This is a genomic window from Porcincola intestinalis (assembly GCF_009696445.1).
Classification (GTDB): domain Bacteria; phylum Bacillota; class Clostridia; order Lachnospirales; family Lachnospiraceae; genus Porcincola; species Porcincola intestinalis.
In genome coordinates, this window is record NZ_VULZ01000003.1 from 158,251 (window position 1) to 170,731 (window position 12,481).

At 55.4% G+C, this 12,481-nt stretch carries 7 protein-coding genes; 1 reads left to right on the top strand and 6 read right to left on the bottom strand.

Going from position 1 to position 12,481, the window contains the following annotated elements; all coding sequences use genetic code 11:
* Nucleotides 1-58 precede the first annotated feature (58 nt).
* Genes FYJ35_RS04285 through FYJ35_RS04295 form a run of 3 tightly spaced genes read right to left on the bottom strand, consistent with a single transcriptional unit; the run spans nt 59 to nt 3,398 of the window.
* Nucleotides 59-1,093, bottom strand: a complete 1,035-nt coding sequence (locus FYJ35_RS04285; RefSeq protein ID WP_154523668.1) for a glycosyltransferase family 2 protein — start codon at nt 1,091-1,093, stop codon at nt 59-61.
* Between the two features lie 17 nt (nt 1,094-1,110).
* Nucleotides 1,111-2,370 (bottom strand): A/G-specific adenine glycosylase, encoded by a 1,260-nt coding sequence (mutY, locus tag FYJ35_RS04290; protein ID WP_154523671.1) that lies wholly within the window; start codon nt 2,368-2,370, stop codon nt 1,111-1,113.
* 8 nt (nt 2,371-2,378) lie between these two features.
* Nucleotides 2,379-3,398, bottom strand: coding sequence for a LacI family DNA-binding transcriptional regulator (locus FYJ35_RS04295; protein ID WP_154523674.1), 1,020 nt, complete (start codon nt 3,396-3,398; stop codon nt 2,379-2,381).
* A 305-nt stretch (nt 3,399-3,703) separates the two neighbouring features.
* Between FYJ35_RS04295 and FYJ35_RS04300 the strand changes: the two genes are divergently transcribed.
* Nucleotides 3,704-6,136, top strand: a complete 2,433-nt coding sequence (locus FYJ35_RS04300) for a GH36-type glycosyl hydrolase domain-containing protein (protein WP_154523677.1) — start codon at nt 3,704-3,706, stop codon at nt 6,134-6,136.
* Here the strand turns inward: FYJ35_RS04300 and FYJ35_RS04305 are convergent.
* From FYJ35_RS04305 to ispG, 3 genes are all read right to left on the bottom strand, one after another.
* Nucleotides 6,129-6,650 (bottom strand): shikimate kinase, encoded by a 522-nt coding sequence (locus FYJ35_RS04305; protein ID WP_154523680.1) that lies wholly within the window; start codon nt 6,648-6,650, stop codon nt 6,129-6,131. The genes FYJ35_RS04300 and FYJ35_RS04305 overlap by 8 nt on opposite strands.
* 30 nt (nt 6,651-6,680) lie before the next feature.
* Nucleotides 6,681-11,285 (bottom strand): PolC-type DNA polymerase III, encoded by a 4,605-nt coding sequence (locus tag FYJ35_RS04310; protein WP_154523683.1) that lies wholly within the window; start codon nt 11,283-11,285, stop codon nt 6,681-6,683.
* 102 nt (nt 11,286-11,387) lie between these two features.
* Complete coding sequence (gene ispG / locus FYJ35_RS04315; RefSeq protein WP_154523686.1) at nt 11,388-12,446, bottom strand: flavodoxin-dependent (E)-4-hydroxy-3-methylbut-2-enyl-diphosphate synthase; 1,059 nt, start codon at nt 12,444-12,446, stop codon at nt 11,388-11,390.
* Nucleotides 12,447-12,481 lie beyond the last annotated feature (35 nt).

The following is a 12,481-nucleotide window of genomic DNA, read 5'->3' on the forward strand; positions in this document are numbered from 1 at the left end:
TTCTCCGGATACAGGCTGCTTCTGTCTCCGGGTCAGGCAGCCAACGGTCTGTTGTCTTTCAGTTCAGGCTGAACAGCTTCCTTGCAATCTTGTAGCCCCGGACTGTTGTCTTGCGTCCAAGCTGCGTCGGCAGGTTCATGCAGACACCAAGGAAGGACATCCGCAGCCTGTAGTACAGCTTGTAATCTGCGTGCTTTAAATACGCCCAAAGCTCGCCCTTCTTCTTCAGATCCTCGCTTGTGCCGCCGACCAGAAGAAAAACTGACGAGACTGTCATGATCTTATTCAGGTAGATCATCATGTACTTGCGGACATTCTTATCCAGTCCTGAAAAATTCTGTCTTGTGAATATATCGATCATCAGCTTGTTGACACGCAGCTGCTGGTCAATCCGGCTCAGCATGACCTTCTCATTGACGGACTGATCCTCCCGCCCGATAAAGTAATGGTAAAGATTCAGGTCCATATAGTAGAACTTCTCGCAGTAGGGCAGCGGCTGGTACGCGTAGATATTGTCCACATAAAAGGTATGAAGCGGCAGCCTGAGTCCCGACTTTACCAGAATGTCATGCCGGTAGGTAATATTGTGCATCAGGATATACTGGGTCTGCTTCATATGCCCCATGTCATCCCAGCTGATGATCCGGTTTGCCGGAAATGCATGGTGGAAATTCATGACATGCTTTCCGAAGACACCTGCCCCGACCTTGTCATAGACAAAGTTCGTCAGCATCATATCGACCGGCGTGCCCTTCTTCTCAAGGGTCTTCAGCCGCGCGATCACCTTCAGAAGCACTCTGGAATCCACCCAGTCGTCCGAGTCAACCACGCGGAAATAAGTTCCGGACGCATGCTCGATACCGGTATTGACAGCCCCGCCATGTCCCTTGTTTTCCTGATGAATGGCCCTCACAATTCCCGGATACTGCGCCTCATACCGCTGCGCGATCTCCAGTGTATTGTCCTTCGTCGATCCATCATCAATCACCAGAATCTCAATATCATCCTTGCCCGGCAGAAGCGATCGGATACACTTCTCCATGTAGGCTGCCGAATTGTAGCAGGGAATTGCCACTGTCAAGATCTTTCCCATATTTTAATATTCCTCGGTCATCTGCTTCCGTGACTGCCTTCATATCCGGCTTCCGGAACCGCAGATTCTTTCCGCTCCCTCTGGAGCATTGCCTTCGGCCTGATTCCCGCAACCTTCAGATACGCGGAAAAAGCCGCCGGTATGGCATACTGTGTCTCGGCCTGCTGCACACTGGCCAGTGCCCAGGCGCCTGAAACGGATAAGCCCGTTCTGTCTGCAGCAGTCTCCGCCGCAGCAGCGGCCTGCCCGGCGGGCTCCATCCCGCAAGTCTTCAAATCTTCGAGCGTCTCAGCCAGCACCTGCCAGCCTGTCATCTCCCACTCAATGTGTGTGAAGACATGCCGTGCATGCGGAAGCGGTCTGATTCGAAGAGGGGACAGGCCAAGTTTTTCAGCATACGACAGCGCTTCCTCCCGGGTGAGCGTGCCTTCTTCATTCGGCAGCTCCCACATTCCGGCCAGAAGCCCCTTCCCGCTCCTCTTCCGGAGGGCAATCCGTCCGCCATCCGTGAGCAGAAGCACCGTCCGTTTTTCCACCCTGCGCGGCCGCTTTGTCTTTCGAACCGGATAAAGCAGCTCTCCCTCATGAAGGTGTGCAAGACAGAATGCTGAGAGCGGACATCGGCTGCAGGCGGGCGCGCCGCCCGGCACGCAGACGGTTGCGCCAATCTCCATCATCGCCTGGTTGAAGGTTCCCGGAAAAGATCCCTTCTCCGGACAGCTCTCCTGATACTGCCGCATAACCGCTGTCCAGATTTTCTCCCAGCGCTTCTTCACCTTCGGCTCGTCGATGCAGCCTGAATCCTCCAGAAGCCTCGTGGAAACTCTGAGCACATTGCCATCCACAGCTGCCTCACATCTGCCGTATGCGATGGATGAAATTGCGGAGGCAGTGTAGCTGCCGATTCCGGGGAGCTTCAGAAGCTCCTCCTTTGTATCCGGCATGCAGCCGCCGTACACCTCCATCACCACTTTTGCAGCCTTCTGAAGGTTTCTCGCCCGACTGTAATACCCGATTCCCTCCCAGAGTTTCATGAGCTTCTCCGGCGGGCAGCAGGCAAGATCCCCGACCGACGGAAGTTCCTTCAGGAACCGCCGGTAGTAGGGAATAACGGTCTCCACCCGCGTCTGCTGAAGCATAACCTCCGAAATCCAGACATAATAAGGCAGCGGATGCACCCGCCATGGAAGATCCCTTCTGTGACCCGGGTACCACTCCAACAGAGCCGGAACAATCCGCTGCAGGTATGCAGTTTCAGTTATTCTATCAGAATTCATATCCACATTCAAGACGGCTGCATCCGCCGTACAGTGTCGCCCTTCACCAGCTCACCGTCGACCGATATCTTCTCGATCAGAGCAACCTTCGGATTCTCAATCAGAGAAATGAGCTTCTCCGCCGCGATTTTGCCGACGGTCGCCGTATCCTGCCTGAGCGTTGTCAGCCTCGGGTACATTGCGAAGGCAATCGGGATCCCGTCATACCCGCACACGGAAATATCCTCCGGGATGCGGAGTCCTGCCGAGCGGATCGCATTCATCCCCCCGACAGCCGAGAAGTCATCCGGGAAAAAAATGCAGGTCGGCAGGCTGTCCTGACTGAGCAGCTCCCTTGTCCGTCGTTCCGTCATCCCGACATCCCTGTATCTGGAAGACAGCACCCATTTGTCAGGAACGGTTACACCATACGCCTCCGCAGTCCTGTAAAAGCTTGCAAGGCGCTCCTTCGTGACCGTATTGTCGTCCCCGTGGATGTAGGCAATCTGCCTGTGTCCCATTGAGCAGACATATTCCGTCAGATCGCGCATTCCCTTCTGATTGTTGGAGACAATAGCCGTCCTGCCGTCATAGACATAGTCGATCGTGACAATCGGAAGCGGGGACTTGACAAGTTCAATGATATCGGGAGATGTAAAGTCAATATTCGCAATGACCACGCCGTCCAGTCCTCTGTAGCGGCAATGCTCATAGTAGCTCATCTTTCTTCCGCCGACCGGTGACATGGATGTAAAGGTGATGTCATAGCCGCGCCGCTCCGCTGTCACCTTGATTGCGTCAAGGATCGCTGCAAAATAGCTATGTGTCAGCCCGGAATGGAGATTATCCGTGATCAGGATCCCCAGGTTCCAGGTCCGGTTTGTCTTCAGCGCGCGCGCGGAGGAATTGGGGAAGTACCCCATCTCCTCGGCGCACCGCTTGATCTCTTCTCTCTTTTCCTTCCCGATGTCGCTGTATCCGTTCAGCGCCTTGCTGACCGTTGCGACCGACACTCCGCATTTCTTGGCAATATCCTTCATTGAGACCATGATGCGTTTCTCCTTTAATGCCCGGTTGAATGCCAGGCTGCCTGAGACAGACTTTGAAATCGTTTTCGTAATTATATTATAGGATTTAGGCTGTTTTTGGACAACTCATTTTCGCGAAAACACAGGCCACCAACATTCGATTTGTATATTCCGTTCGATTTCATATTGTATTTTTGTCAATAATTAACATAATCATGCCAGCATTTTCTATTGTATTCAGGAATACGTTGCGATATACTGACCCTAACAGGTTACTTAATCGTTTTCCCAAATGTTCTTTCATCTTTGATGAGAAGGAGACTCCTATGAAATTTGGTTATTTTGATGACAAGGCCCTCGAGTATGTCATCACGACTCCCCGGACACCGCTTCCCTGGATCAACTATCTTGGCTGCAATGACTTCTTCTCGATCGTATCGAATACCTGCGGCGGATACAGCTTCTACAAGGATGCAAAAATGCTCCGGATCACCCGGTACCGCTACAACAGCATGCCGCTGGACTCTAATGGAAAATATTACTACATTCAGGACGGAGATGTCACGTGGAATCCAGGCTGGCAGCCGACTCAGACACCGCTTGATTTCTACGAATGCAGACATGGCATCGGCTACTCCCGTTTCACCGCGAAGAAGAACGGGCTGAAGGCAGACCTTCTGAACTTTGTGCCGCTCCATGATACCTGCGAGCTCAACCGTCTGACGCTGACGAACGAGTCTGAAGCGCCGAAGTCATTCAAGGTCTTCTCCTACGTAGAGTTCTGTCTCTGGAACGCCCTGGATGACATGACCAACTTCCAGCGCAACCTCTCCACAGGGGAAGTTGAAATCGACGGTGCCACCATCTACCATAAGACGGAGTACCGTGAGCGGAGAAATCACTATGCTTTCTTCTCCGTCAACGCAAAGCCGGATGGCTTCGATACCAGCCGGGATGCCTTCATCGGCACCTACAGCCCCGCCTCCGACCCGGATGCGATCCGAAACGGCGGATGCACCGGCTCTGTCGCCAGCGGCTGGTATCCGGTCGCCGCGCATGAGCTTCATGTGATCCTCACCCCGGGCGAATCAAAAACCTTCCTCTTCGTTCTCGGATATGCAGAAAATCCAAAGGACCGGAAATGGGAGGCTCCGAATGTCATCAACAAAGCACCTGCGCGCAGGCTTCTGGCAAAATACCAGACCACGGAAGGCGCGGATGCAGCATTTGCGGAGCTGAAGGCATACTGGGAGAACCTGCTGGAAGGATATCATGTCGAATCCCGCGATGAGAAGGTCAACCGCATGGTGAACATCTGGAACCAGTATCAGTGCATGGTCACGTTCAACATGTCCAGATCGGCCAGCTACTACGAATCCGGCATCGGGCGCGGCATGGGCTTTCGCGATTCCTGTCAGGATCTGTTCGGCTTTGTCCATCTGATTCCGGAAAAGGCAAGGCAGCGGATCATTGACATTGCATCCACGCAGTTTGAGGACGGATCCGCTTATCATCAGTACCAGCCGCTGACCCGCCGCGGGAACGCGGACATTGGTTCCGGCTTCAACGACGATCCGCTGTGGCTCATCGCAGGAACGGCAGCCTATATCCGCGAGACGGGCGACTTCTCGATCCTCGACGAGTCTGTCCCGTTCGACAACGACGAGGCGACATGCGTCCCGCTCTTCGAGCACCTGACCCGTTCATTCGAGTACACAGTCACCCACAAGGGACCGCACGGGCTTCCGCAGATCGGCCGTGCGGACTGGAATGACTGCCTGAATCTGAACTGCTTCTCCGACACGCCGGGCGAATCCTTCCAGACGACAGGCCCGAGCGAAGGTCCGATTGCGGAGTCCGTTTTCATCGGCGGCATGTTTGTCCGGTACGGAAAGGACTATGCGAAGCTCTGTGCGCACAGAGGACTTCTGGACAAAGCAAAAGCTGCCATGACTGAGGTGCAGAAGATGGAACAAACTGTCCTCAACGCAGGCTGGGATGGCGAATGGTTTTTGCGCGCATACGACGCAAATGGCCAGAAGGTCGGATCCCACGAGTGTGAGGAAGGGAAAATCTTCATCGAGCCGCAGGGTTTCTGCGTGCTTGCCGGCATCGGCGTGAAGGAGGGGAAGGCCGAAAAGGCACTTTCTTCAGTCGAAAAGCACCTTGACACAAAATACGGGATCCGGATCCTCGCTCCGTCCTACTCACACTATTACCTGAACCTTGGGGAGATTTCCTCCTATCCGCCGGGATACAAGGAAAATGGAGGTATCTTCTGCCACAACAATCCCTGGGTATCGATCGCGGAGACCGTACTCGGGCACGGAACAAGAGCCTTCGATATCTACAAAAAGACCTGTCCGGCTTACATCGAGGACATCTCGGAGATCCACTGCACGGAGCCCTATGTCTACTCACAGATGGTCGCTGGCAGCGACGCAAAGTATTTTGGCCAGGGAAAAAACAGCTGGCTGACAGGAACGGCCGCCTGGACATTCGTCAATATTTCGCAGCATATTCTGGGCATCTGCCCGGATTACGACGGGCTTCGAATCGATCCCTGCGTCCCGAAGGACTTTGGTTCCTACACAGTCAGCCGCAGGTTCCGCGGCGCGATGTACCGCATCCATATCTCCAATCCGGACCATGTGGAGAAGGGAATCCGGAAGCTGACCGTCAACGGGAAGGAGGTCAGCGGAAACCTGATTCCGATCACCGAGGGCGTGACAAAATACGAGGTCGACGCTGTCATGTAATCAGTCGTTTGATCTCCTGTGCCACTTCCCGGACGCTCTTCCCGTCTGACAGGACTACGTGGCTGCAGGCCTCCTCATAAAGTGCCTCGCGCTCACTCAGAATCCGGGTTATCTTTTCTTCCAGCGGCTCCTCTCCCTGCAGAAGGGGCCGCGTGGTATCCCGTGCCAGTCTTTCAGCCAGTGTCTGAACACTTGCTTTGAGATAGACCACTGTCCCGAGCTTTCTCAGAATCTCCCGATTTTCGGCTCTCAGCGGAAGCCCTCCCCCGACAGAGAGGACATATCGCCCCTCTCTGCCTGTCAGACTGCGGACTGCTCTGGTTTCCGCATCCCGGAAATACGCCTGCCCCATCCGGGTAAAAATCTCCCGGATCGTCATCTTCTCCTGCTCTTCAATCAGTGCATCGGTATCCAGACACGGCACTGCGAGCAGGCCGGCAAGCTTCCGGCCTACACTCGATTTTCCGCATCCCATGAACCCGATCAGGATGACATTTCCATCCGTCCTCAGCATACAATTCTCCATTCTTATCTGGCTGTGCCGTCATCCTTCCGTTCCGGTCGGCAGCATATCAAAGATCGACAGCTGGTTCGATTCCGGAAGCCCGGCCAGAATACCGAGCTGCACCAGCTTGTCTGCGATGCCCTTCGGACATTTTGTCCGCTCCCTGAAGTTGTCCAGCGATAAAAACGGCCCGTCCTTGCAGGCATCCACGATCTGGGCTGCGACATTGTCCCCAAGCCCGTCGATCTTGTTGAGCGACGGCATCAGCTTCCCGTCCACAATGCAAAACTTTGTCGCCCTGCACTTGAAGACGTCGATCTTCGCAAACTCATAGCCGCGGGCATACATCTCCCGGACGACCTTCATCGCCTTATACTGCTCCTGCTCCTTCTGCTGCTGCTCATTCTTATCCTTGGCTTCAATCTCCTTCATATGCCGTGCCAGCACCTCCGGTCCCTCGCACATGAGCTCATAGTCGAAGCCGGGCGAGCGGATCGAGAAGAAGGCCGCGTAGTAGGCGAGCGGCTGGTAGATCTTGAACCACGCGATCCGCCAGGCCATCATGACATAAGCCGCCGCGTGCGCCTTCGGGAACATATACTTGATCTTTTTACAGGAGCCGATGTACCAGTCCGGCACCCCATGCTTCTTCATCTCCTCCTCCCATTCCGGTCGGAGACCCTTGCCCTTGCGGACCTTCTCCATAATCGTGAAGGAAAGCTCCGGATCGAGTCCCTTTGAGATCAGATAGATCATGATATCGTCTCGGCAGCAGATCGCTGTGGAGATGGTGCAGGTGCCGTTCATAATCAGATCCTGCGCATTTCCCAGCCAGACATCCGTCCCGTGTGCCAGACCGGCGATTCGGACCAGATCCGAGAAGTACTTCGGCTTTGTGTCCACAAGCATCTGGATGGCAAAGTCTGTCCCGAACTCCGGAATGCCAAGAGAGCCCAGCGGGCAGCCACCGATGTCATCCGGCGTGATTCCGAGCGCGCTGGTATTCTGAAACAGACTCATGACTTTTCTGTCGTCCAGCGGAACATCTGTCGCATGGAGCCCGGTCAGATCCTCCAGCATACGGATCATGGTCGGATCATCATGTCCGAGAATATCCAGTTTCAGGAGGTTGTGGTCAATCTTGTGATAATCAAAGTGCGTCGTGATCGTGTTTTCATCCTTGGGCGGGTGCTGAACAGGTGTAAATGTGTTAATCTCCTCTCCGTAGGGCAGAACGATGATACCGCCCGGATGCTGCCCGGTCGATTTCCGGACACCGACACAGCCATCCGCCAGGCGCTTGATCTCCGCCGGCCTTTTTTTCTCCCCGTGATCCTCAAAGTACCGGAGCACATAACCATACGCATTCTTGTCCGCCACACCCGTCACCGTTCCGGCCCGGAACGTCTGTCCTGCGCCGAAAATGACCTCCGTGTAATGGTGCGCCTTCGACTGGTACTCTCCGGAGAAGTTCAGGTCGATATCCGGCTCCTTGTTTCCCTTGAAGCCAAGGAAGGTCTCAAACGGAATGTCAAATCCAAGCTTCTGAAGCTTCGTCCCGCACTTCGGGCAGTTTTTATCCGGCATGTCGCAGCCGGCCATCCCGTCGTACTTCCGGACCTCCGGCGAATCAAAGTCCACATAGTGGCATTTTGGACAGAGGTAATGCGGGTGAAGGGAGTTGACCTCCGTGATGCCGGCCATGTTGGCGACAAAGGACGACCCGACAGATCCGCGCGACCCGACCAGATATCCGTCTGCCACAGACTTCCATACCAGCTTCTGCGCAATGATATACATGACGGCAAATCCATTGGAGATGATGGAGTGCAGCTCCTTCTTCAGGCGGTCCTCCACCACCTGCGGAAGGTCGTCGCCGTAGATCTCATGTGCCCTGTCGTAGCAGATCTTCGTCAGCATTTCATCAGAGTGCGGGATGACGGGCGGACACTTGTCCGGCCGGACCGGCGAGAACTTCTCCACCATGTCCGCAATCCGGTTGGTGTTTGTGATGACGACCTCGTTCGCCTTCTCCTCCCCCAGATACTCGAACTCCTTCAGCATCTCCTCCGTCGTGCGCAGATACAATGGCGGCTGGTTGTCCGCCTCCGGATCCTGAAAATTCACATACTGAAGAATCCGCCTGTAGATCTCATCCTCCGGGTTCAGGAAATGGACGTCGCAGGTCGCACACACGGGCTTGCCGTACTGCTCTCCGAGCGCGACAATCCGACGGTTGTAGTTTTTCAGATCCTCGACGGTCTTCGGCTCATTTCTGAGGTTTCCATTCTTGTCATATTTCGGAACGGTCAGAAACATGTTGTTGCCGATCGGCTGGATTTCCAGATAGTCATAGAAATCCACAATCCGCTTCAGTTCCTCCTCTGAGGCGCCGCGCTCGATCGCCTGGAACAGCTCGCCGGCCTCACAGGCAGACCCGATGATCAGTCCGTCCCTGTGCGCCTCGAGAAAGCTCTTCGGCAGATGCGGCTTCCCGTTCGAGACATACTTCAGATGAGACTCCGACACGCAGCGGTACAGGTTGACACGGCCCGTCTCATTCTTTGCCAGAAGAATGACATGGTAGGTCGGCATCTTCCGGATCTTGTGCTCGTCCGCTCTGCAGTGCTCATTGACCTCGTCAAGGTTATGGAGATCCAGATCCTCCAGCATGCTGACAAACTTCACGAAGATGTGCGCCGTGCACTCCGCGTCATCGACTGCCCGATGATGGTGCCCGAGATCAATGTTCAGTGCCTTTGCAACCGTGTCCAGCTTGTACTTCCCGAGATTCGGCAGCAGGACACGCGCCAGCGCGACGGTATCCACGGATGTAAAATCATGGTCATATCCCAGACGCCTGCAGTTTTCTTCTATAAAGCTGACGTCGAAGGCGGAATTGTGCGCGACCAGCACACAGTCCTTCGAAAATGCGAGGAACCGGGGCAGAATCTTCTCGATCGTGGGCGCATCCGCAACCATCGTGTCGTTGATTGAGGTCAGATTCTCGATCCGCAGCGGAATCGGGACAAGCGGGTTTACAAACTCGGAGAAGCGGTCCACGATCTTTCCGCCGCTGACCTTTACCGCGCCGATCTCGATGATCCGGTTCTCGACGGGCGAAAATCCGGTTGTCTCGAGATCGAAAACCACAAAATCTCCCTCCAGGGACTGGCCCCTCGAGTTAACAGCCGTCTCCACCAGGTCATTCACCAGGTAGCCCTCGCACCCATAGATGACCTTGAAATCGGAATCCTCCGGGATCGCCTTGTAAGCATCCGGAAGCCCCTGCACAACGCCATGGTCTGTGATCGCGATCGCCTTGTGTCCCCAGGAGGCTGCCACCTTCACCAGATCGCCCGGCTCCGACACGGCATCCATCGCACTCATCTTGGTATGGCAGTGAAGCTCGACCCGCTTCCTCGGCCAGGTATCGCTGCGCTTCTGCCGGAAGTCGGCAATCTTCATGATGCCATAGATATTTCCGATGGTCAGATCCGAATCGAACTTGTCGATCGTCGTGACACCTCTGACCTTGATGAACATCCCTGTTTTCAGCTGATCCGTCAGCTGCGGTGCCCTCTGGGTGTCGAGGAACATCTTGATTCGCATCGTATCGGTGAAATCCGTCAACGTGATGATCAGGATGGTCAGATCGCTCCCGCGCTTTGTGTGGATGTCCCGCGTCTCGATCTCTGAAATCTGTCCGCGGATCGTCACATCTCCCATTTCTCCGAGAATCGACTTCATCTCGATCGGCAGATCCTCAAAGTCCCGGCCATACAGCACATCCGGATTGCTGCTTCTGACAAGTGACTCATTTCGCTCTGAATCGTTCCGTGAACCGGCGGTGCCTCTTCCTCTGCGGCCTCTGACGCCCTGGCCGCCCTTCCCTGCCTTTCCGGAAAGTCCACCCGTTCTGCTGCCCGGAGCTGCTTGGGGCGTTCTGCTACCTGCCGCACTGCCTTCTCCTGCCGGCACTGACTCGCCGTTCCCGACAGCTGCATATTCTCCATCCACCGGAGCTGCAGCAATTTCTGCATCCTTCTTCTGAAGGAGTCCAGCTTCCCGCAGCGTCTCCTCTGCCTTCTGCATCGTCTGGATTGCCCGGAACTGACGGGTCTTCTGAGCGGTGCTGGCTTCCTTGTACCCGACTGTCATTCGGAAGTCCACACCGCAGCGGTCTGTGAAAATTTTCTCAAGGATCGAGCAAAGCTGCTCCTCATAGCGGCGGGCGATGATTGTGTCCTCGAGTACCAGATGGCACAGCCCATCCTCCCCGAAAGTGACATCCGCATGCCGGAAGAGATTGCCCAGACACTTGTCGAACTGATCCAGCTCATAGAGAATCGATGCCCGGTAAGCCTTCATCAGGTTCCGGGCATTGTACTGCTGCGAGAGACGAAACTTTTCGATGATCTTCGTCTCCATCCCGCTTCCGGAGCAGACCTCCTCGTCGATGCGCTTTTCAATCCGGCGGATGTCCTTCTTGTCGATCAGACGGTCTGCCTCGACATAGACCTTCAGCGTGGTGTGCTGCGCGTTGACCGTGACCCTCGTCACATTCAGGTGCGGGTACAGCTCCGACAGTTCCTCATCTCCCGCGCAGACGCCCGGAAATGTCTCTTCAAACGACTTCGTCAACCCTTGTATCTCCTTTATCCCAGCTTTTCTGCTTCTCCGCTTCAACCTTCCCGGCAGTCCGGATTCACTTCCGCACAGGCAGAAAAACTGCGTCTTTCGCCCTCAGCCTTCCCAGTGATCCAGTTCCCACTTGAGGGCAGGCAGAAATTCCGATTCCGGAATCTTCCGGATGATCTCCCCGTGTTTCATCAGTAGGCCCTCGCCCTTCCCGCCGGCGATGCCAAGATCCGCCTCGCGGCCTTCGCCCGGGCCGTTCACGATGCAGCCCATGACAGCCACCTTGATGTTCAGCGGATAGCTCTGCACAAGCTGTTCGACCTGGTTTGCGAGGGAGATCAGATCAATCTGCGTCCGTCCGCAGGTCGGGCAGGATACCACCTCGATTCCGCCTTCTCTCAGTCCCAGCGTCCGCAAGATCAGCTTCGCGCTCCGGATCTCCTCGACCGGATCTCCCGAGAGCGACACGCGGATGGTGTCCCCGATTCCCTTCGAAAGAATCAGCGCCAGCCCGACCGCCGACTTGATGTTTCCGGATATGACCGTCCCGGCCTCCGTGATGCCGACATGAAGCGGATAATCCGACTGCTGTGCGAATTTCTCATACGCCTCCGCACACATCAGGACATCCGAGGACTTGATCGAGACAACCAGATTGCGGTAGTCCATCGATTCGATCCAGTGTACCTTGTCCAGCGCGCTCTCGACAAGCCCGTCCGCCGTCACACCGCCGTACTTTTCGATGATCTCCTTCTCCAGCGAGCCGGAGTTGACCCCGACACGAATCGGCACATCCCGCTCCCTTGCCGCATCGACAACGGCCAGCACCCGCTCCTGGGAGCCGATGTTGCCGGGGTTGATGCGGATCTTGTCCGCCCCGTTTTCAATCGCCGCGATCGCCAGCCTGTAGTCAAAATGAATGTCTGCAATCAGAGGAATCGAAATCTGTCGCTTGATCTCTCCCAGCGCCTTCGCCGCCTCCATCGTCGGAACGGTACAGCGGATCAGCTCACAGCCAGCCTCCTCCAGCCGGTGGATCTGTGCCACAGTTGCGTTTACATCTTCTGTTCTCGTATTCGTCATGGACTGGATCAGGATCGGGTTCCCGCCGCCAATGACGCGATCTCCGATCCTCACTGTCCTTGTATGTTCTCTTGTCGTCATCCTTCTTGCTCCTGTTCCCTCTGCCGCCAGTTCTG

What these genes read in the sequence shown, in the direction of transcription:
- FYJ35_RS04300 (WP_154523677.1), top strand. Translation starts at nt 3,704, where the DNA reads ATGAAATTTGGTTATTTTGATGACAAGGCCCTCGAGTATGTCATCACG.
- FYJ35_RS04305 (WP_154523680.1), bottom strand. Translation starts at nt 6,650, where the DNA reads ATGCTGAGGACGGATGGAAATGTCATCCTGATCGGGTTCATGGGATGC.
- ispG (WP_154523686.1), bottom strand. Translation starts at nt 12,446, where the DNA reads ATGACGACAAGAGAACATACAAGGACAGTGAGGATCGGAGATCGCGTC.
- FYJ35_RS04285 (WP_154523668.1), bottom strand. Translation starts at nt 1,093, where the DNA reads ATGGGAAAGATCTTGACAGTGGCAATTCCCTGCTACAATTCGGCAGCC.
- mutY (WP_154523671.1), bottom strand. Translation starts at nt 2,370, where the DNA reads ATGAATTCTGATAGAATAACTGAAACTGCATACCTGCAGCGGATTGTT.
- FYJ35_RS04295 (WP_154523674.1), bottom strand. Translation starts at nt 3,398, where the DNA reads ATGGTCTCAATGAAGGATATTGCCAAGAAATGCGGAGTGTCGGTCGCA.